Genomic DNA, 19033 nt, shown 5'->3' with positions numbered 1-19033 from the left:
GTATTATTGCGAGTAGTCGCGCTGAATAAAATCTTGAAAATGGCGTTGGGCGTGTTCGGGATTGCCGTTGTAGTAAAACCATTCGGATTTGTCTTCTGCTTGTTGAATGTGTTTGATTTTGCGCAAATAGGCGTGGAGCTGTTTGCCTTTGAACCATTCGTCTGAATCGCGGAATTTAGCAGGTTCTGCCCATAATTTGTCGTAATTTAGGCGAACGGCTGCGGTGTGGGTTTGTTCTTTAATGCGTTCGTCTGCATTTTCGCGTTCGGTGTAGCCGATTTTAATCCAGCCGTTTTTGTCGGGCATTTCAGGCAGCCTGTAAGCGTAAATTTGCGGGTAAATCAGTTTAACGGTTTTAATGTCAGTTGGATTGCTCATAATTTTAGCTCTTTATCAAAATATTCCATTTTTTTGGTGTTCCAGTTCATGATTTTCACGCGCTTGCCTGCCTGAATGCGCCATTCTTCATTGGCTGGTCTTTCATCAAATAAAGATAACTGCTGAATGATGATTTTTTCGCGTTTTTCCGACAGCGGAATGATGTATTTTAAACCGTCCATTTGAAAAACGTTGTAGCTGATGATTTCTGCGATGTCTTTGAATAAATCGTGTAGTGGCTCTTCTTGCCATTTGTCGTAGTAAAAATCGCGGTAAGTGTAGAGTAAATTTTCACGCGCCAATAACAGTGAATCGCCATTCCATTCAAAACCGTAGCTGGCTTGATAAGCGAGCATTGCCATTCTGTGCCATTCTGTGCCATTCTGCTTTGTCTTGAATGTGTTGATTGATTCGGCACAATTTTCGGTCAATAAAGCCGACACGTTCGGCTAGGGAAATGAGTTTGCCTGTTTCCATGTCGTAGCGCGTGGTCATATACGGCGCTTCGCCGCAAGTGATTTCCAGCCATTTTCGTCTGATGTAGGTTTCCAAATCGTCATCGGCATAGTTTTCATCAAGCGCGTCATTTTGTATTTTCACCACCCATGTTGGCGTGAAAACTTCGGCTTTGGATTTGGTGCGTTCTTTTTGTAATTCTTGCGATTTTAAAGCGCGTGGCATGATGTGGGGTGTGTGTTCGCCTGTAATCAAATCTATTTTAATCGGCGAAGTGGCGGCGTAATGTTGTTCGCCATACGCGATGTAATTTTCATTTGCCCAAATAATATTTTTAATGGTTCCGCTGGTAGAAGTAGTACGGTCAATCAGTAAAATTTCCAAAATTTCAGGAATGTGCATTCGCATATGATTTTCGGAAATGTCGGCGGAATGGGGTTGGGTTGGTGTGGAAATGGGGGTGGCAAAAGTCATCATTTTGTTTGTTTAATTAAATATGGTGAATATTATAGTGGATTCAAAAAAATTCAGGCAGCCTGAAAACCAACTTTTCAGGCTGCCTGAATTTTATTTACACCACAATATTAACCAACCGTTTCGGCACAACAATCACTTTCTTTGGCTCTTTGCCTTCCATGAATTTTTGCGCCCCTGCTGTGGCAAACGCCGCCGCTTTAATCGCGTCTTCGCTCGCATCAACGGCCACATTGATTTTATCGCGCAATTTACCATTCACTTGCACCATCAACTCAATTTCCGTTTGCACCAAAGCCGATTCATCAACCACCAACCAGCTCGTTTCCCACAACTTACTGCCAGCGTTCAATTCCGCCCACAGCGTTTCGCAAATATGCGGCACGATTGGCGACAGCAAAATAATCACCGCTTCCAACACTTCACGTGCCACCGCTTGACCTTGTTCGCTGCTGCAATCCGTTTTATCGTATTGATTCAGCAATTCCATCACCGCCGCAATCGCTGTGTTGAATTGCTGACGGCGGTCGTAATCATCGGTAACTTTCGCAATCGTGCTGTGCAATTTAAAGCGCAAATCTTTCAGGCTGCCTGAAAGTTCGCCGCCCGAGAATTTCGCCACATTCGCGCCATCGTTTTTCACAAACTCAAACACCGTGCGCCACAAACGACTCAAGAAACGATGCGCCCCAGCTACGCCAGCGTCCGACCATTCCAACGATTGTTCAGGCGGCGATGCAAACATCATAAACAAACGCGCCGTATCCGCGCCGTAAGCGTCAATAATTTGCTGTGGGTCTACGCCATTGTTTTTGGATTTGGACATTTTTTCCACGCCACCAATCACAACAGGCTGCCCGTCTTCTTTCAAAATCGCCGAAACAGGGCGACCTTTATCATCGGTTTGCACGTCCACATCGGCAGGGTTAAACCAATGTTTTTTACCGCTTTCATCTTCACGATAATAAGTCGCTTGCAACACCATGCCTTGCGTCAATAATTGTTTGAACGGCTCGCGCACGTTCACAATGCCTTCATCATTCATCAATTTTGTGAAGAAGCGCGCATACAGCAAGTGTAAAATCGCGTGTTCAATACCGCCAATATATTGGTCAGCTTGACCCCAATACGCCGCCGCGCTTGGCTCAACCATGCCACCGTCAAATTTTGGCGACATATAACGGAATTGATACCAGCTAGACTCCATAAACGTGTCCATCGTATCCGTTTCGCGGCGCGCTGGCGAACCACATTCAGGGCAAGTCGTTTCGTAATATTCAGGCATTTTGCTCAATGGCGAACCCGAACCGTCAGGCACGATATTTTCAGGCAGCACGACTGGCAAATCTTGTTCAGGAACAGGCACATCGCCGCATTTTTCGCAATGAATAATCGGCACAGGACAGCCCCAATAGCGTTGGCGAGAAATGCCCCAATCGCGCAAACGGTATTGCGTTTTCGGTTCGCCCAAATTTTTCGCTTGCAAAAATTCTGCCATTTTGTCAAAGGCTTGGAAAATATTTAAACCGTTAAATTCGCCTGAATGGATTAACGCGGTTTGCTCATCTTTTTGACCGTACCACTCTTGCCAATTTTGGTTATCGTAAGCGGCTGGTGCGTTGGTAATATCCACTACTTGCTTGATTGGCAAAGAATATTTTTGCGCGAAAGCAAAATCGCGTTCATCGTGCGCTGGCACAACCATTACCGCGCCATCGCCATAACCCCAAATCACATAGTTCGCAATCCAAACTTCCAACTGCTCACCATTAAACGGATTGGTAACAAAACGACCAGTCGGCAAACCTTTTTTCTCCATCGTTGCCATGTCCGCTTCCGCAACCGAACCAGCCTTACATTCCGCGATAAACGCTTGAAGTTCAGGATTATTTTCCGCCGCAGCCGTTGCTAATGGGTGTTCCGCCGCCACGACCACCGCACACGCACCAAAAATCGTGTCAGGACGCGTGGTATAAACTTGCACAAAATCCGCGTAATCGCCAGTCAAACCCGATTTGCTGCCGTCCGCCAATGGAAAGCGAACCGTCATACCGCGCGATTTACCAATCCAGTTACGCTGCATGGTTTTCACTTGTTCAGGCCAATCCAAGCCGTCCAAATCGTTCAATAATTGCTCGGCGTAATCCGTGATTTTGAAGTAATACATCGGAATTTCGCGTTTTTCCACCAACGCACCCGAACGCCAACCGCGTCCGTCAATCACTTGCTCATTTGCCAAAACCGTGTTGTCCACAGGGTCCCAGTTCACCGTGCCTAACTTGCGGTAAACAATGCCTTTTTTAAACAATTTGGTAAACAGCAGTTGTTCCCAGCGATAATAATCAGGGCGACATGTTGCCACTTCGCGTTCCCAATCCAGCGCGAAACCCAATGATTTAAGCTGTTGTTTCATATAATCAATATTAGAATATGTCCACGCAGCAGGCGCAACTTGGCGGTCAATCGCCGCGTTTTCCGCAGGCATACCGAAAGCATCCCAGCCCATTGGTTGCAACACGTTGAATCCTTGCATTTTTTTGAAACGTGAACGCACATCGCCAATGGTGTAATTGCGGACGTGTCCCATGTGCAATTTACCGCTTGGGTAGGGGAACATGGACAGGCAGTAGAATTTTGGTTTCGTGGTGTCTTCGGCAACATTGAAAGCACGTTGCTCTGCCCATTTTTGTTGGGCTTGTGGCTCGATTGCCGATGGTTGATATTGTTCTTGCATGGTTTTTACTTTTCTTTGTGTTTTGTAGTGAAAAAATAACGCTTGATTATAACAGTTTCCTGTATTTTCAGGCTGCCTGAAATGGTTGAAATGCACATCAATCAAAAGCAGCCTGAAAGTGTTTTCAGGCTGCTTAGTTGTAAATTTCAAACACTCTAAACCTTAATTTTTTGCTATTCCTGTAAAGCTATTGCTGTTTAAATTAAAAAAGTTTAACATAATCAAACCATTTGTTTTCATTCGTTTTTTGCTGACCTTGAAGGGGATAATGATGAAAGTTGCCCATTCTGTTTTATTTATTCTTGCGGCTGCTGTTTTGTCTGCTTGTGGTGGCGGCGGTGGTTCTAATAGCGGACCTGATTTAGGCTTGAATAACAACACCAATCCAAACAATCAAAACAACACGCCTGTTATTGTTGATAGCAATAACGGAAAAAATAACAACACGGGCATTACGCTGGCTGCTAATCGAGACCAGACCTTATATTCGATGACTCACTCTTGGAAAATGATGCCACCGGCAGCCACTCAAGCGACTGAAGTCCAAAAAGCGGTGGAAAACACCAATAAAATCCGTCAGGATTTGGGTTTAAGTGCATTGAAATACGACGCGCGTTTATCAGCTTATGCGCAAAGACGTGCTGAAGAAATTGTGCAATTGTTTGAGCATCAACGCTTAAGCAGTGGGCAAGCAATTGGCTCTGGCGTGGCGGTGGTGAACCGCAAGCAAGGCGCGGTATGGGGTGAAAATATCGCAATGGGTCAAACCACGGCGGATATTGTGGTAACCGACTGGAAAAACAGTAAAGGCCACTATGCGAATATGATTAACAAAGATTACACCAAAATTGGTTTAGGTTTGGTTTACTTGCCAAACAGTCAAAAAAAATATTATTGGGTGCAAATCTTTGGTTCAGATAACGCCAGCAGCGATTACTATTTTGATTCTTCTATCGCAGAAACCAATAATCAAAAACCTTTAACTTCATTGGTTGTGGACGGTGTAAGCATTCCTTTGAATGTTGAAGCAGGTAAATGGAAAGAGATTCATACCGATAGCCATAGTGGCGTGGTGAGTGGTTATGCTTACACTCGTTTTGGCTCATTGAAACACAACGAAGTAAACCGTTATCAAACGTTCTATCAAGGCACACCAACTAACAATATGCCGCAAACAGGTTCTGCGAAATACGTGGGGCAAGGTGTGGTGGTGGACGGACAAGCACTTAATACACAAGTGGCTGCTCAGTTTGATGTGAACTTTAAAAACAAAAGTTTAACGGGTTCATTGAGTAACAATGGAAAAACCGTGGTAAACCTGCAAGCTAATATTACAGGCAACACATTCCACAGCGACGCAGCCGCAACCGTGGAAACGCATGGCGGTTTCTTTGGCGACAACGCCGTTGAATTAGCTGGCGATTTCCGCGAACAAAAAGCCAATGGCAAAATTGGTGCATTTGGTGCGAAGAAACAACCTTAATCAATAAAAAGCAGCCTGAAACCATTTTCAGGCTGCGAATAACAATATAATTTTTTCCAATATTAGAAGGAACTTTATGATGAAAGTCGCTCGTTCTCTTGTTTACACATTTGTGGCTATTGCATTAGCAGCTTGTGGTAGTTCAGGCTCGAATAATGGACCTGATGTAACCAATAACAATTCTGGCAATGCTAACAACACCAGCAATAATGCCAATACCAATAATTCTGGTAATACAAATAAAAATACCAATAATTCCGCTAATACCAACAACAATACAAATAACCCAATTTATACCAATATGGGCAGCAATACAGGCATTACAAAAGCCGTTGCTCGCGACCAAACGTTATATTCATTAACGCATTCTTGGAAAGTTGCACCGCCAACTGGAAAATTAGCAACAGAAGCGCAAAAAGTTGTAACCAATACAAATAAACTTCGTGCCGAAGTTGGTTTACCAGCACTGAAACATGATGAAAGATTATCTGCTTACGCACAACGCCGTGCAGAAGAGATTGTCCGTTCATTTGAACATGCACGTTTAAATGGACAGAACATTCAAGTAGGCGGTACAACGAATTATGTTGGCGAAAATATTGCCGCGGGTAACACTACAGCAGATAAAACAGTATTGGACCAATGGCGAAATAGTTCGGGACATTACAAAAATATGATTTTAAAAACCTACACTAAAATGGGTGCGGGTGTAGTATATGTTCCAGGAAGTAAATATGGCTATTACTGGGTGCAAATTTTTGCTGATGATGCCACCACCAGCAAATACTACTTCGATTCCAACATCGCAGAAACCAACAACAAAGCCTCTTTAACTTCCCTGCTTGTAGATGGTGTCAGCATTCCGCTCAATGTCCAATCAGGTCAATGGCAAAACTTTAGCGGCAACAATCACAGCGGCACAGTAAGCGGTTACACCTACACCCGTTTTGGCGTAGTGAAAAATAACGACGTAAACCGTTATCAAACCTTCTACCAAGGCACGCCAACCGCCAATATGCCGCAAACAGGTTCTGCCACATATGTTGGACAAGCCGTGGTAGTTAGTGGACAAAAAACCAACACCCAAGCTGCTGCCCAATTTAACGCCAATTTCCAAAGCAAAAGTTTAACAGGCACAATCCGCAGCAGCGGACAAACCATCATTAACCTAAAAGCAGGCATCACAGGCAACACCTTCCACAGCGATGCCGGTGCAGATGTCGAAACGCATGGCGGTTTCTTTGGCAACAACGCCGCTGAATTAGCTGGCGATTTCCGCGAACAAAAAGCCAATGGCAAAATTGGTGCATTTGGTGCGAAGAAACAACCTTAATCGATAAAAAGCAGCCTGAAACCATTTTCAGGCTGCTTTCTTCATTTATTCACGACCAGCAAAAACCTGCTGCCGTTCCGCCACAAACCGATTGGTTCTCTCCACACAACTTTGCGCAGCGTATTCCGCATTCTCCGCGCCAATTTCAGCAAAATACGCCGTTAAAATCGGCAATGGATTATCTGTGGTGTGCGTACCAAATTGCCAAATATGGCAGCCTGAAACGCTATTAGGCTGAATAGTCGCCACTTTTTGTGGATAAGACGAATCGTCTGAATACGTTTCCACGCGAACAAATGCGCTGGCGGGTTGCGTGAAAAAACGAAAGTTGATTGCGGTTGTCATAATGATTCCTTGTTTAGCAAATTAAGGGGTGCAAGTTGAGGATAAATGCCCCGAAAATAAAAAAGCCCACATTCTAGTTGTGGGCATTTCCATTGTTGCTCTTGCGAGCCACATCAATCACTTTTGCGATTATCCACCTTACCACGCACATCGCGGCAGGTTGGCATGGAAACGTCCAACTCTGAATGCTGAGGCAAATTTTAGAGCAGCCTGAAAACGCTGTCAAACCGTTTTCAGGCTGCGTTTTATTTTTGTTGAAACAACATCTTAATCGCGTCATGATTAAAATTTTGTCCAATCACCACCGCGCGAGAATCCTCCATCGATTCACTGCCTGTAATCGCGTATTCCGTATTCACCAAATCAAATTTCACCCAATGCCCTGCAATTTCGCAGCAACCTTTTGCGCGTGCGATTTTCCCCACGCAGCCTGAAACCAACACACGCAGCGCGTAGTCCAGCCAACCAATATTGGCAAAATACGGCGATTCAATGCTGATGTTTGCCAACGGATTTTCAGGCTGCTTTTTGATTTGTTTGAACTTAAATTGCGTTTTACCGTTTTCGTTTACCAACTGCATTTCCGTTTCCAGCAGCGATTGCCATTGCTCACGCGACCAGTGGCTGTAATGCGTTTCAAACAGCGTGATTTCGGTCGACAGGCTCAGTTCTTCGCGCAATTTGGCAAAATCATCACGCCGCCAATTTTCTGTTTTGCTGACAACGACTGTGTTTGCGCTGCTGAGTTGGTCTTGAAAATAATCGGCAAATTGGGCGCGACTGTTTTGATAATGTGCGCCGTCAATCAGCACAATCGGTGCGGCAAGGGTAATACGCTCGTAGGCGATTTTGTTGAGCTGCGCGATGATGTTGCTGGGCATGGCAACGCCGCTGGGTTCAATCACTAAATAGTCGGGGTTTAGGCTATTGGCAATCGTGAGAACGGTGTAGGTGAAATCTAAATCGAGTGAGCAGCAAATGCAGCCTTCGCTCAGTTCCCAAACTTTGAGTTGGTCGCCTGCGCTTTCTTGCAGTCGTGCGCCGTCTAAGCCGAGTTTGCCAAATTCGTTTTCCAAAATAACGAATTGTTGCCCTGTTTGGCGCGCCATTTCTTGTATGAAACGAGTTTTGCCTGCGCCTAGAAAGCCTGTGATGATGAGTATTTTCATGGTTTGTGGGTTTCCTTTTTTCAGGCTGCATTTTATGGTAGGGTGTGCCGTGCGCACCATTTTAATCTTTCAGGCTGCGTGAGTATTTCGGGGTGTGGGACACACCCTACAAAATGCAGCCTGAAAACACAAAAAGAGCGCGGACAATCTTATCATGCTCGCGCTCTTTTTCCATTTTGAGATTATTCGCCCAAAATCACAACAGGTTTAATCAAATCAGACGGTTTGTCTTTCATTAACATCAACGCATCTTCAACGTGTTCAAAACCGTGGAAAACGTGCGTCAGCAAAGGTTTCACGTCTAATTTGCCGCATTCAATCAAGCTAGCCAATTTTTCCAAACGGCGACGTCCGCCAGGCATCAAACCGCCATTGATTTGTTTATGACCCATGCCCACGCCCCATTCAACGCGCGGAATGTTCACATAAGCACCCTCGCCCAAATAGTTCACGTTACCGATTTTGCCGCCTGCTTTCAAGCATTTGATGACAGGTTCAAAAGTATCCACTTCGCCGCCAGCAATAATCGCTTTGTCCACGCCTTTGCCGCCAGTCATTTTCAACACTTGTTCATCGATTGGACCATCTTTGTAGCTGATGAAATCGGTTGCGCCGTAGCCACGAGCCACATCTTGGCAAATTTTGCGCGTGCCCACACAGATAATGCGAGATGCGCCGCGCAAGTTTGCACCTGCCACAGACATCAAACCCACAGGACCAATGCCGACCACCAAAACGGTGTCGCCAAATTCCACTTCAGCCAATTCAACGCCGTGGAAACCTGTTGGCACCATGTCTGACAACATGCACGCTTCTTGCGGTGTAATGCTGGCTGGCATGTGCGCTAAGTTAGCATCTGCTTCGTTCACGTGGAAGTATTCGCCGAACACGCCGTCTTTGAAGTTAGAGAATTTCCAGCCTGACAACATGCCGCCTGAGTGCATTGGATAACCGCCTTGTGCTTCCACGCTACCCCAGTCTGGCGTAATCGCAGCCACCATCACGCGGTCGCCCACTTTGAAATCTTTAACTAATTCGCCCACTTCAGCCACAACGCCACAGCCTTCGTGTCCCAAAATCATGTTTTCGCGTTCGCCCAATGCACCCGCCCAAACAGTATGCACGTCTGATGTGCAAGGGGATAAAGCGAGTGGTTTCACAATCGCATCTAAAGGACCACATTTTGGACGTTCTTTTTCAATCCAACCTGTTTCCCCAATTTTCAACATTGCAAAGCCTTTCATGGCAAGCTCCTTCATAATGAGTTAATAAAAAAGGTATGTAGAGAGAAGAAACGTTCAAAATGTGTCTCTTGATGAACATTATTGTAATCTAATTACTTCAACAAGATAGAACAAACTTCAAGATAGTTGTTCTGCGACAACAACCCTTCATTCTTTACAAACCGTTTTCAATTTTTTGCGTATAATTGACAATTTCGCGCTTCATAAATCACATAAAAACCGTTATCTGCTTTCATTACTGATAACGGTTTTTATCTTTTGAGTCTCCTCAACAAACCCTCATTTAGTCTTTTAGGCAGCCTGAAAACACGTTATATTCTTACCTTTTTTATAACAAGGTTTCATCATGCAAACCCAAGCCATTATTCAACACATCATCAACTGGCTGCGCGATTACGCCACCAAATCCCAAGCTAAAGGTTTCGTGGTGGGCGTATCGGGCGGCATTGATTCTGCCGTGGTTTCCACACTGTGCGCCCAAACAGGCTTAGAGGTTCTGCTGCTCAATATGCCCATTCGCCAAAAACCAGACCAATTTGACCGCGCAGCGAAACACATCGCCGCCCTATCTGCAAAATATGCAAATGTGCGCGGCGAATTAGTGGATTTAACCCCCACTTTTGAACAATTTGAACACACCGCGCTTTCAGGCAGCCTGAAAAAAGCTGACAACCAAGATTTAGCCATGGCAAACACCCGTTCCCGTTTGCGCATGACCACGCTGTATTATTACGGACAAATCAACGGTTTACTGGTGGCAGGCACAGGCAACAAAGTAGAAGATTTCGGCGTGGGTTTCTTCACAAAATATGGCGACGGCGGCGTGGATATCAGCCCAATCGCCGATTTACTCAAAACGCAAGTGTATGAGATTGCCAAAGCATTAGGCGTTTCACAAGACATTCAGGCTGCCGCGCCCACAGACGGCTTGTGGGACGGCGAACGCACCGATGAACAGCAAATGGGCGCGACTTACCCAGAATTAGAATGGGCGATGGCGCAAAAAGAAGCAGGTGCCACACGCGAGCAATTTAGCGGACGCGACCAAGAAGTCTTTGATATTTTTGTGAAACTCAACCGCGCCACACAACACAAAGTTCAACCTATTCCAGTTTGTACTATCCCGAAGGAGTTATTTAAATGACACAAAAACCAAAAGTTGTTTTCTTTGATATTGATGAAACGCTTTACATTAATCGCGGTAAAAAATATGTGCCTGAAAGCACCAAAATCGCCCTGAAAGAATTGAAAAAACAAGGAATTATTACTGCGATTGCTACAGGTCGCGCCATTCCGTCTATCCCTGAAAAAATCTTGGAAGTGATTGACGAATGTGGCATTGAAATGATTGTTTCCGTGAACGGTCAATACGTTGAATTTCAAGGCAAACCATTGGCAACGTTCCCGATTGATAAAACCGTGTTGCGCCAATTTTCAGGCAGCCTAAAAGAGCGCGGTATTGCGCATATTTTGGCAGGGCGTGAAGGCTTGTTTGCGTTTGCAGAAAACGATTATTTGCGTGATGCGTTGAATTCGCTCGGCATCGTTCATCAAACAGACGCGGACGCGTTGGATAAATATGAAACGTATCAAATTCTGGGTTTTTATCCACAAGAGCAAGACGCGGAAGTGGCTCAATTGCTGCCTGAAAATTTCCAAACGATTCGTTGGCACGCAAGCGGTTTGGATTTGCTAGACAAAGACGGTTCAAAAGCGCGTGGCATTCAGGCTGCGTTAGACAAATTGGGCTTAACCATGGCGGACGCGATGGCGTTTGGCGATGGCCCGAATGATTTTGAGATGATTGAAGCGGTGGGATTTGGCGTGGCAATGGGCAACTCGATTCCTGAATTGAAAGCCGTTGCCAACCATGTTTGCCCAACCATTGACGATGACGGGATTTATCGCGGATTGGTTGAGTTGAGTGTGATTGAAGATGTTTTGAAATAAAAGAAAAACCGTTTTCAGGCTGCCTGAAAACGGTTTTTTATTGCGAAAGATTAGTTTGCTTTCAAGTTGCTCGTTAAAAGCAAGGCTTGCAAATCAGCCGCAGAAACGGTTGTGCTGGTTGCGCAAACGGTGATGATTTTGTTGTCTGCGGTTACAGTTACGGTGCAGCTTTCGTTGGCTTTGTCGCTGCGCTCGTAGCTGTAGCTCATGCTGGTAGCCGTTGCATTTTCAATTTTGGCGTTTTTGATTTCTTTGTTGCTTTCAATTTTGCTTTTCAGCGTGGTAAAGAATTTGTCTGCTTTGCCTTTCAGGCTGCCTGAATCTACGGCAGAAATCGTCAAATTACGCGCTTCATCGTATTGCAGCAAGGTAACTTGTTCGGCGGTTGCTTTTTCTGGTGCAAACGCTGCGTCACTGATTTTGTCAGTAAAAGTGTCTTCTAGCGACAAACTTACTTTACCATCTTTGCTGGTTACGGTTACTGATGCAGCAACTACTGGGCTGGCAGAAACGGCTTGTGTGCTGGTTTCTGATGCTGCTACAACTGGCGCAGAAGCGGCTGGTTTTTGCTCGGCGGCATTTTGATTACACGCGCTCAAACCCAAAGCGGCAGCCAATAAAAGAGCTGTTGTTTTGTATGACATTTTTCTGTTTCCTTAAATGGTGTTATTTTGTGAAGTCGGATTATAGCAAAACTTTTCAGGCTGCCTGAAAAAATCAAAAGCTGCCTGAAATTCAGGCAGCTTTGATATTTTGTGCGATTATTTACGCAAACCTAAACGTGTAATCACGTTGCGGTAAGTGTCAGCGTCTGTGCGGCGCAAGTAAGCCAACAAACGACGACGTGCGCTCACCATTTTCAACAAACCACGACGGCTGTGTTTGTCTTTTGGGTTTGCTTTGAAGTGAGGAGTCAAATCATTGATACGGAAAGTCAATAATGCGATTTGTACTTCTGAAGAGCCAGTATCGCCTTCTTTACGTTGGAAATCTTTAACGATTTGCGCTTTTTGTTCTACTGTTAACATTTGTTTATCCTAAAAATAAAAATGCCTTGCGGCGACAAGTTTACCGAGCAGCAACACGCCACCAGCCAGTAAACTCCGAAAAAATCGTTTACCGAAGTAAACGAGCGCGCATTATGCCATAAATTCGGCAGAAATGCTGAAATTTTTATAGCGTGGTTTTGCCGCCGTATTCGCATAAGTCGTTGATGAGACAGGTTTGGCATTGCGGTTTCAGGGCTTTGCAGGTATAGCGTCCGTGCAAAATGAGCCAATGATGTGCGTCCATCAAAAATTCTTTGGGAATGTGCTTCATCAGTTTGTCTTCCACTTCGCGGACGTTTTTGCCACGCGCAATCCCTGTGCGGTTGGCAACGCGAAAAATGTGGGTATCCACCGCCATAACGGGCTGACCAAATGCGGTATTCAGCACAACATTAGCGGTTTTTCGTCCCACGCCTGACAGGGCTTCTAGCTCTTCGCGTGTTTGCGGCACTTCGCCGTTGTGTTTGGCGAGCAGGGTTTGGCAGGTTTCGATGATATGCTTGGATTTGGTTTTGTATAAACCGATAGATTGAGTGTATGCCATGATTTCTTCTAAACCCAAGTCTAGCAAGGCTTGCGGTGTGTTGGCGACTGGGAAGAGTTTGGTGGTTACTTTGTTCACGCTTTTATCAGTAGCTTGCGCGGACAGCAGCACGGCAATCAGCAATTCAAACGGGCTGGAAAATTCGAGTTCGGTGGTGGGGTGTGGATTTTGTTCGCGTAAACGCGTGAAAATTTCGGTGCGGATTTGTTTGTTCATTTTATTTTTTCAGGCAGCCTGAAAATAATGTTTCAGGCTGAGTTTAGTGATTATTGGGTTGCAATGCCTATGCCAATCAACGCCACAAATGGCAGCGCAACCACTGTGCCGACTGCGTCCGCAGCCAGCGCAAATGGTGTGCCGATGATTTTCATTGCCAAAGTACCACCGTTGGTTTTGCGTGTAACGATGGCGGCGGTCAATTTCACAGGTACGGCTTGTTCAAAGCGATACGTTTCAGGCTGCTGTTCCATTTTGCCAAACTTCAGCTCGGTGAGTTACACCAATTCTTGCGCGGTCGGATTAGTGTAACGCAAGCAGAAGTCTGTGTAAAAATGCTTACCTTTATCGAAAATTTTAACAGGCATGGCGGTTAATTCTTGTTGGTTGATGTTATCAAATATTTGATAATGCTGCGATAATTTCGCGTTCATCACAGGCAACAAGGTATCGCTATCGCCTTTGTGCAAAGCATACCAATATTTGTCGCCCATCATAATCATGCGTCCTACTTTAAGCTGTGATGTGGCTTTTTGTGTTACGCCAAATGCGCGAACATTGTCCGTGCCTGCGTCTTGGAAACTGTATCTTGTAGAGAATGCTGGGTTTTCTGCCCACATCAAAGCGGGGCACCCGTTGAGCAGAGATAGCGCGGCAAGTGCGGCGATTAAAGATTTAGTTTCATATTTACCTCCTGATAGCTTGTGATTAAAGCATACAAAAAGCAGCCTGAAAACCACTTTTCAGGCTGCTTTTTGATTACAAGCTGCCGTAAGAATGCAGCCCTGTCAAAAACATATTTACGCCCACAAACGCAAATGCCGTGATAAACAAACCAATCACCGCCCACCAAGCCAACACTTTACCGCGCCAGCCAGCCACCAAACGCATGTGCAACCAAATCGCATAATTCAGCCACACAATAAACGCCCACGTTTCTTTCGGGTCCCAACTCCAATATCTGCCCCAAGCGTCCGCCGCCCAAAGCGCCCCCAAAATCGTCGCGATTGTGAAAAACAGAAAACCGACTGCAATCGCTTTATACATCGCTTCTTCAATTTGCGCCGCATCTGGGAAAAACTTGCTGCCGCGCAACGCGAGCAATTCCGCTGCGCCAAATGCCGCCGCCATACAAAACGCGCCGTAGCCAATAAAGTTCGCAGGCACATGAATTTTCATCCACCACGATTGCAGCGCAGGAATCAACGGCTGAATTTCATGCGCTCCGCGGCTCATGCTGTACCACAACACAAATCCCACCAACACGCACAACAGCGCATACACAAACGCGCCCAATTTCTGCATGGCAAACTTGCGTTCATAGTACAAATACATCAAACCTGTAATCACCATAAACAAAATAAAGACTTCATACAGATTGGATACAGGAATATGTCCCGCGTCAGGGCGCAGTAAATAGCTTTCGTGCCAACGCACCAACAAGCCCACAAAGCCCATAAACGCCGCAGACCAACCCAAATCGCTGCCGATTTTCAGCAGCATATTGGTTTGGACAGGGTTTTCAGGCTGCTTTTTCTGCTGCTGCCACGCCGATAACGTGCCAATCAAATATGACACAAACGCAAACACCGTCAGTGCGCATTGCCACATAATCGCCGATTGGCTGCTCAATAAATAGCGCAGCAAAAATTTGCCGTTCGTTTCGTTGCTGTTGGTGATGTTGCCGTCATACAAGCCCACCGCCATGTAACCCACCACCACGCCGCCAACAATAAACTGGCGCATGGGTTTGAAAAACCAACCCAAACCGATGGCAATCAGTGCGCTTGTCCACAAAATTGCGGTTTCGTAACCGTCCATTTTGTGAGGGAGTTTGATTTGGATAAGCACCGCAATCGTGGCAATCATGGCGGCAAATAGCCAGTCTGTGATTTTGAGGGTTTTGAAAAAGGATTTTTCTTGGAGTAACTCGTGTTGTGGCAGGCTGATGTTTTCAGGCTGCTTTGTTGTTGAGTTTGTGTGTTCCTGCATGATTTAACCTTTGTTTATTGTTTTTCAGGCAGCCTGAAAAGTTATTTTGGGAATATATAAGTTTTAACAGGGAAACTATCACTTCCTTGTTTATTCAAATCATTTTCCAACCCAATTGGATTACGAATTTTTCCATCTGGGTCATAAATCTTGAACATCGTATTCATCATTGATGGTTAATGTATCTCTATCTGAATATCTTCTTGATAATTGTCTTGCAACTGAATGAAATTTTGAAAAGATATTTTCTAATATTGCTATATTATCTATTTTTTAGAAACTTCAGTTGTATCTTTATAGAATAGTTGAACTTGTTCGATAATAGATTTGAGACACGCTATTTTTGACTTTATGCCGTTTAAATATACTTGTTGATTGTAATATTCATCGTTATCGGATCCAAAGACATGGCTATAATAACTTATTGATGAGAAATCATTTGCTTCTTCTTTGCCAATACATTTCTCTATTAAAACGGTTGTGCTTCTGTGCCATTGTTTGAAAGCCAAATTGTTTTCTTTATAAGAAAGTAAATTTTCATCAGCAAATTTAATTTTTTCTTCTATTAATTCAATTAGTTCTTTTTTTATTCATAACATTTATTTCAGCACAAAGTCGGATACAAGTATCCGACCTACGATGTTTCAGGCAGCCTGAAATTTATTCTTCTACATACAACTCATTCGCCACCGCCAACACCGCACTCAAAATGCTTTCGCCCAAGCGCAGCGAGCGTTGTCCGTTCCAACCGAAGTCGTCATCAGGCAAATTATCATTGTCTTTAAACGGCATTTCTAGGGTGTACGCCAAGCATTTGAACGTATCGCCAACGTAATTCGTTGCCAGCGTCATATTGGCTTCGCCGAAGTGGTCTTTTTCGTAACCGTGTACATCTTGGAAATCGGGCGATGCAGCCTGAAAAGCGTTTTTGAACAGCGTTTCCAGTTCGGCAATGCGTGAATTGTAGCTTGGCACGCCTTCTGTGCCTGACACAAAAATATAGGGAATCGACTCATCGCCGTGAATGTCTAAAAACATATCCACACCGATTTCGTGCATTTTTTCGCGGACGTAATACACTTCTGGGCTGCGCTCTACGCTTGGTGTTTGCCATTCGCGGTTCAGATTTGCGCCTGCTGCATTGGTGCGTAAGTTGCCCAATGATGAGCCGTCTGGGTTCATGTTTGGCACAACGTAAAACGTGGCTTTGTCTAATAAGGCGCGTGCAGTTGGGTCTTGATGGTCAAGCAAGCGCGACAGGAAACCTTCCATAAACCATTCTGCCATGGTTTCGCCAGGGTGTTGGCGAGCGATGACCCAAATTTTTAAGTCGCTATCGACTTGGTTGCCGATGGTCAGCAAATTGATGTCGCGCCCTTGAATGGTGCTGCCCAAATCGTCAATTTGGCACAAACCGCTGCCTTGTGCTTCACCAAGCAAATTCAAATGTTGTTCGCTGGAAAATGGTTCAAAGTAGGCGTAATAAATGCTGTTGGCGAGCGGTGTGTGCGTGATGATAAGTTCGCCATTTTCGTAGGCGGTTGGCACGCGAAACCAGTTTTGGCGGTCGTATGATGCAACGGCTTGATAACCATCCCAACCTTCGGGATAGGCGGATTCGTGTGCGTCTTCAAAGTGCATCACGCAGTTGGTGTACGCTGCGCCTTGCAGCCTGAAATAAAACCATTGTTTAAATTCGGAAGCGTTGTCTGGGCGCAGGGCTAGGCGGATGTGTTCGGGGTTGCTTAAATCGCGGACGATGACTGCGCCTGCGTCAAATTGGGTGCTGATTTTCATGTGGAGTTCCTGTTTTCATTTCTTTACGGAATAGCTTTATTATACTGACTTTCAGGCTGCGTTTGGCTTTTTGTAACGGTGTTGTAAAATAAGCGATTATTGAATGCAGCCTGAAAAAGGAATCAGATGAATATTACTGTTTTAGCGGTTGGCACAAAAATGCCAAAATGGGTTGATGAAGCGGTGGCAGAATACGCCAAGCGATTTGGACGCGATGTGAATTATACGCTTAAAGAAGTGAAACCTGAAAAGCGCGGTGCAGGTGTGAACGCAACGCAAGGCATGTTGGCAGAAGAAAAACGCATTTTAGATGCGCTGCCTGAAAATGCGCTGGTTGTCGCGTTAGACGAGCGTGGCAAAGCCCCCACTTCTATGGAGTTGGCGGAACATATGCGCCAATGGCAGCAAAATGGTGAACACGTTTGCTTTATCATCGGCGGTGCAGACGGCATGACGGACACAATCAAGCAAAAAGCGCGGTTGATGATGCGATTGTCCAGCTTAACTTTGCCGCATGGCATGGTGCGCGTGTTGCTGACGGAGCAGCTTTATCGCGCGGTCTCGATTTTGCACAATCACCCCTATCATCGTGAATAAAAAAAGCAGCCTGAAAACTTTTCAGGCTGCTTTTTGTTTACCAAACTTTATTCACTAATTCAGACAATTTCGCTTCTGCTTTTGCCCCAAAATAACGGTTCATCAACTTCGCAAAATCATCATCTTCAGGCGTATAATCCACCAATTCTGGGGCTTTCACCACATCACGCGCCACGCTGTACACATTGCCAAATTCGTCAATCAAGCCCGCTTTTTTCGCTTCAATGCCTGTGAACACGCGTCCGCTAAATAAATCAGGATACGCGCCCTCTTGCAATTTTTTGCCGCGACCTTCGCGCACAGCTTTGATAAATTCATCGTGAATTTGCGCCAACATTTGTTGCCAGATAGCGGCTTGCTCAGGTGTTTCGGCGGTGAACGGGTCGCCCATGCCTTTGTTGTTGCCTGCAATGCGCACGCGGCGTTTTACGCCCAGTTTGTCCATTAAGCCTGTTGCGTCAAAGCTGCTGCCAATCACGCCAATGCTGCCGACTAAGCTAGACGGGTCGGCATAAATTTTGTCGGCGGCAGCGGCGATGTAATAGCAGCCTGAAGCGCACATATCTTGCGTAACCACGTAAATCGGAATATCAACGTGCTGCGATTTCATGCGGCGAATTTCGGCAAAAGCAATATTGGAAACAACGGGTGAGCCACCTGGGCTGTTGGCGTGAATAATAATGGCTTTGGCTTTGCTGTTTTTGTATGCAGCTTCCATGCCTTTGCGCAATACGGCAACTTGATCATTTTCGCCGCCGATTTCGCCTTCCAAACGCACAACGGCGGTGTGTTCTTTGCCCAACGCTGCCATGCTGTTGGCTCGATTGCTGCTGTCTTTGCCACCTGTTTTGAGCGCAGCAACAAACATCAAAAACAGCACAACCCACACGCCACGCCAAATGTTGCGCCAAAAGCGTGTGCGACGTTGTTCTTCGTAGGCTTGCATTAACACTTCGCGCAAAGTGCGTTGCGCCCAGCGTTCGTCTTCAATGGTTTGCATATTTGTGGAACGCGGCTCGATCGGCGAGGAATTGTCGCCGCCGCTATTGGATCGACGAATGCGATAAGTCATTGTTGTATCCTTTGTATGTGTATCAAAACGGCTATTTTAATGACGTTTCAGGCTGCCTGTATAGTTGATGCAATTATTTTTTTAAGACAAGGCGACAACGCTCGCCGTGTACGAGTAGTACATAAGGGCGTTGGCAACACAGTATTAAAAGATAAGTGCATTAACTATACAGGTGCTAGAATGCGTTTTTTTATTATGCA

Annotated in this window: 22 protein-coding genes and 1 riboswitch; of the genes, 5 read left to right on the top strand and 17 right to left on the bottom strand. The window is 45.4% G+C overall.

All coding sequences use genetic code 11. From position 1 onward, the window contains the following. Positions 1-3 precede the first annotated feature (3 nt). The 4 genes from QEO93_RS09975 to leuS form a co-directional block, all read right to left on the bottom strand. Complete coding sequence (locus tag QEO93_RS09975) at positions 4-378, bottom strand: GIY-YIG nuclease family protein (RefSeq protein WP_209434867.1); 375 nt, start codon at positions 376-378, stop codon at positions 4-6. Next, on the bottom strand, positions 375-740 hold the full coding sequence (locus QEO93_RS09970) for a hypothetical protein (protein WP_230311272.1): 366 nt from the start codon (positions 738-740) through the stop codon (positions 375-377). Before QEO93_RS09970 ends, QEO93_RS09975 begins: the two co-directional genes overlap by 4 nt. Then, positions 703-1311 (bottom strand): hypothetical protein, encoded by a 609-nt coding sequence (locus QEO93_RS09965; protein WP_230311273.1) that lies wholly within the window; start codon positions 1309-1311, stop codon positions 703-705. The genes QEO93_RS09970 and QEO93_RS09965 overlap by 38 nt, the downstream gene beginning before the upstream one ends. Positions 1312-1405: 94 nt before the next feature. Beyond that, on the bottom strand, positions 1406-4042 hold the full coding sequence (gene leuS / locus QEO93_RS09960) for a leucine--tRNA ligase (RefSeq protein WP_032137851.1): 2637 nt from the start codon (positions 4040-4042) through the stop codon (positions 1406-1408). A gap of 268 nt (positions 4043-4310) precedes the next feature. Between leuS and QEO93_RS09955 the strand changes: the two genes are divergently transcribed. Further along, positions 4311-5525 carry a Slam-dependent surface lipoprotein gene (locus tag QEO93_RS09955; protein WP_284627586.1) on the top strand — a complete coding sequence of 405 codons (1215 nt, stop codon included), beginning with the start codon at positions 4311-4313 and terminating at the stop codon, positions 5523-5525. Between the two features lie 76 nt (positions 5526-5601). Then, complete coding sequence (locus QEO93_RS09950; RefSeq protein ID WP_245190678.1) at positions 5602-6858, top strand: transferrin-binding protein-like solute binding protein; 1257 nt, start codon at positions 5602-5604, stop codon at positions 6856-6858. A gap of 45 nt (positions 6859-6903) precedes the next feature. On the opposite strand, the gene QEO93_RS09945 is transcribed toward QEO93_RS09950, so the two are convergent. From QEO93_RS09945 to QEO93_RS09935, 3 genes are all read right to left on the bottom strand, one after another. Then, positions 6904-7203: a hypothetical protein gene (locus QEO93_RS09945; RefSeq protein WP_032137801.1), complete on the bottom strand. Its 300-nt coding sequence runs from the start codon at positions 7201-7203 to the stop codon at positions 6904-6906. 81 nt (positions 7204-7284) lie between these two features. Then, positions 7285-7397, bottom strand: a riboswitch (SAM-I-IV-variant riboswitch). 51 nt (positions 7398-7448) lie between these two features. Beyond that, the gene (locus QEO93_RS09940) at positions 7449-8372 is read right to left on the bottom strand and encodes a GTP-binding protein (protein ID WP_179184642.1); all 924 of its coding nucleotides are present in this window, start codon (positions 8370-8372) and stop codon (positions 7449-7451) included. 182 nt (positions 8373-8554) lie between these two features. Beyond that, a complete protein-coding gene (locus QEO93_RS09935; RefSeq protein WP_032137802.1) occupies positions 8555-9616 on the bottom strand; it encodes an NAD(P)-dependent alcohol dehydrogenase in 1062 nt (353 codons plus the stop codon). A gap of 346 nt (positions 9617-9962) precedes the next feature. Between QEO93_RS09935 and nadE the strand changes: the two genes are divergently transcribed. Continuing rightward, positions 9963-10760 carry an NAD(+) synthase gene (nadE, locus tag QEO93_RS09930; RefSeq protein ID WP_032137803.1) on the top strand — a complete coding sequence of 266 codons (798 nt, stop codon included), beginning with the start codon at positions 9963-9965 and terminating at the stop codon, positions 10758-10760. Beyond that, positions 10757-11566 (top strand): Cof-type HAD-IIB family hydrolase, encoded by an 810-nt coding sequence (locus QEO93_RS09925; RefSeq protein WP_032137804.1) that lies wholly within the window; start codon positions 10757-10759, stop codon positions 11564-11566. Before nadE ends, QEO93_RS09925 begins: the two co-directional genes overlap by 4 nt. Positions 11567-11616: 50 nt before the next feature. Here the strand turns inward: QEO93_RS09925 and QEO93_RS09920 are convergent, their stop codons facing one another. The 9 genes from QEO93_RS09920 to QEO93_RS09885 form a co-directional block, all read right to left on the bottom strand. Beyond that, complete coding sequence (locus tag QEO93_RS09920; protein ID WP_032137805.1) at positions 11617-12210, bottom strand: hypothetical protein; 594 nt, start codon at positions 12208-12210, stop codon at positions 11617-11619. A 117-nt stretch (positions 12211-12327) separates the two neighbouring features. After that, the gene (gene rpsO, locus QEO93_RS09915) at positions 12328-12594 is read right to left on the bottom strand and encodes a 30S ribosomal protein S15 (RefSeq protein ID WP_003798626.1); all 267 of its coding nucleotides are present in this window, start codon (positions 12592-12594) and stop codon (positions 12328-12330) included. A gap of 145 nt (positions 12595-12739) precedes the next feature. Beyond that, on the bottom strand, positions 12740-13375 hold the full coding sequence (nth, locus tag QEO93_RS09910; protein WP_032137806.1) for an endonuclease III: 636 nt from the start codon (positions 13373-13375) through the stop codon (positions 12740-12742). A 50-nt stretch (positions 13376-13425) separates the two neighbouring features. Further along, a complete protein-coding gene (locus QEO93_RS09905; RefSeq protein ID WP_052368829.1) occupies positions 13426-13629 on the bottom strand; it encodes a hypothetical protein in 204 nt (67 codons plus the stop codon). Positions 13630-13653: 24 nt separating this feature from the next. After that, the gene (locus tag QEO93_RS09900; protein WP_052368832.1) at positions 13654-13995 is read right to left on the bottom strand and encodes a hypothetical protein; all 342 of its coding nucleotides are present in this window, start codon (positions 13993-13995) and stop codon (positions 13654-13656) included. Between the two features lie 139 nt (positions 13996-14134). Then, a complete protein-coding gene (gene ccsA, locus QEO93_RS09895; RefSeq protein ID WP_044250400.1) occupies positions 14135-15367 on the bottom strand; it encodes a cytochrome c biogenesis protein CcsA in 1233 nt (410 codons plus the stop codon). Positions 15368-15508: 141 nt separating this feature from the next. Further along, positions 15509-15610 (bottom strand): PD-(D/E)XK nuclease domain-containing protein, encoded by a 102-nt coding sequence (locus QEO93_RS11755; protein WP_431606461.1) that lies wholly within the window; start codon positions 15608-15610, stop codon positions 15509-15511. 23 nt (positions 15611-15633) lie between these two features. Continuing rightward, the gene (locus QEO93_RS09890) at positions 15634-15876 is read right to left on the bottom strand and encodes a hypothetical protein (protein WP_143445716.1); all 243 of its coding nucleotides are present in this window, start codon (positions 15874-15876) and stop codon (positions 15634-15636) included. 151 nt (positions 15877-16027) lie between these two features. After that, positions 16028-17164, bottom strand: coding sequence for a M14 family metallopeptidase (locus tag QEO93_RS09885; protein WP_032137807.1), 1137 nt, complete (start codon positions 17162-17164; stop codon positions 16028-16030). A gap of 126 nt (positions 17165-17290) precedes the next feature. Between QEO93_RS09885 and rlmH the strand changes: the two genes are divergently transcribed. Continuing rightward, positions 17291-17761 carry a 23S rRNA (pseudouridine(1915)-N(3))-methyltransferase RlmH gene (gene rlmH, locus QEO93_RS09880; protein ID WP_032137808.1) on the top strand — a complete coding sequence of 157 codons (471 nt, stop codon included), beginning with the start codon at positions 17291-17293 and terminating at the stop codon, positions 17759-17761. Positions 17762-17798: 37 nt separating this feature from the next. Here the strand turns inward: rlmH and QEO93_RS09875 are convergent, their stop codons facing one another. Then, positions 17799-18833 (bottom strand): S49 family peptidase, encoded by a 1035-nt coding sequence (locus tag QEO93_RS09875; protein WP_032137809.1) that lies wholly within the window; start codon positions 18831-18833, stop codon positions 17799-17801. Between the last annotated feature and the right edge of the window lie 200 nt (positions 18834-19033).

The sequence above is a fragment of the Kingella negevensis genome (assembly GCF_030177895.1).
Classification (GTDB): Bacteria; Pseudomonadota; Gammaproteobacteria; order Burkholderiales; family Neisseriaceae; genus Kingella_C; species Kingella_C negevensis.
Note: the sequence above shows the minus strand (reverse complement) of the source record. Positions and strands in the feature narration are given on the sequence as shown.

Excerpts from the sequence above, each read along its gene's own strand:
- QEO93_RS09920 (WP_032137805.1), bottom strand. The coding sequence starts at position 12,210 with ATGTCATACAAAACAACAGCTCTTTTATTGGCTGCCGCTTTGGGTTTG.
- QEO93_RS09950 (WP_245190678.1), top strand. The coding sequence starts at position 5,602 with ATGATGAAAGTCGCTCGTTCTCTTGTTTACACATTTGTGGCTATTGCA.
- QEO93_RS09885 (WP_032137807.1), bottom strand. The coding sequence starts at position 17,164 with ATGAAAATCAGCACCCAATTTGACGCAGGCGCAGTCATCGTCCGCGAT.
- leuS (WP_032137851.1), bottom strand. The coding sequence starts at position 4,042 with ATGCAAGAACAATATCAACCATCGGCAATCGAGCCACAAGCCCAACAA.
- QEO93_RS09935 (WP_032137802.1), bottom strand. The coding sequence starts at position 9,616 with ATGAAAGGCTTTGCAATGTTGAAAATTGGGGAAACAGGTTGGATTGAA.
- QEO93_RS09970 (WP_230311272.1), bottom strand. The coding sequence starts at position 740 with ATGGCAATGCTCGCTTATCAAGCCAGCTACGGTTTTGAATGGAATGGC.
- QEO93_RS09900 (WP_052368832.1), bottom strand. The coding sequence starts at position 13,995 with ATGTGGGCAGAAAACCCAGCATTCTCTACAAGATACAGTTTCCAAGAC.
- rlmH (WP_032137808.1), top strand. The coding sequence starts at position 17,291 with ATGAATATTACTGTTTTAGCGGTTGGCACAAAAATGCCAAAATGGGTT.
- ccsA (WP_044250400.1), bottom strand. The coding sequence starts at position 15,367 with ATGCAGGAACACACAAACTCAACAACAAAGCAGCCTGAAAACATCAGC.
- QEO93_RS09945 (WP_032137801.1), bottom strand. The coding sequence starts at position 7,203 with ATGACAACCGCAATCAACTTTCGTTTTTTCACGCAACCCGCCAGCGCA.
- QEO93_RS09925 (WP_032137804.1), top strand. The coding sequence starts at position 10,757 with ATGACACAAAAACCAAAAGTTGTTTTCTTTGATATTGATGAAACGCTT.
- rpsO (WP_003798626.1), bottom strand. The coding sequence starts at position 12,594 with ATGTTAACAGTAGAACAAAAAGCGCAAATCGTTAAAGATTTCCAACGT.
- QEO93_RS09940 (WP_179184642.1), bottom strand. The coding sequence starts at position 8,372 with ATGAAAATACTCATCATCACAGGCTTTCTAGGCGCAGGCAAAACTCGT.
- QEO93_RS09955 (WP_284627586.1), top strand. The coding sequence starts at position 4,311 with ATGATGAAAGTTGCCCATTCTGTTTTATTTATTCTTGCGGCTGCTGTT.
- QEO93_RS09905 (WP_052368829.1), bottom strand. The coding sequence starts at position 13,629 with ATGGAACAGCAGCCTGAAACGTATCGCTTTGAACAAGCCGTACCTGTG.
- nadE (WP_032137803.1), top strand. The coding sequence starts at position 9,963 with ATGCAAACCCAAGCCATTATTCAACACATCATCAACTGGCTGCGCGAT.
- QEO93_RS09965 (WP_230311273.1), bottom strand. The coding sequence starts at position 1,311 with ATGATGACTTTTGCCACCCCCATTTCCACACCAACCCAACCCCATTCC.
- nth (WP_032137806.1), bottom strand. The coding sequence starts at position 13,375 with ATGAACAAACAAATCCGCACCGAAATTTTCACGCGTTTACGCGAACAA.
- QEO93_RS09975 (WP_209434867.1), bottom strand. The coding sequence starts at position 378 with ATGAGCAATCCAACTGACATTAAAACCGTTAAACTGATTTACCCGCAA.
- QEO93_RS09875 (WP_032137809.1), bottom strand. The coding sequence starts at position 18,833 with ATGACTTATCGCATTCGTCGATCCAATAGCGGCGGCGACAATTCCTCG.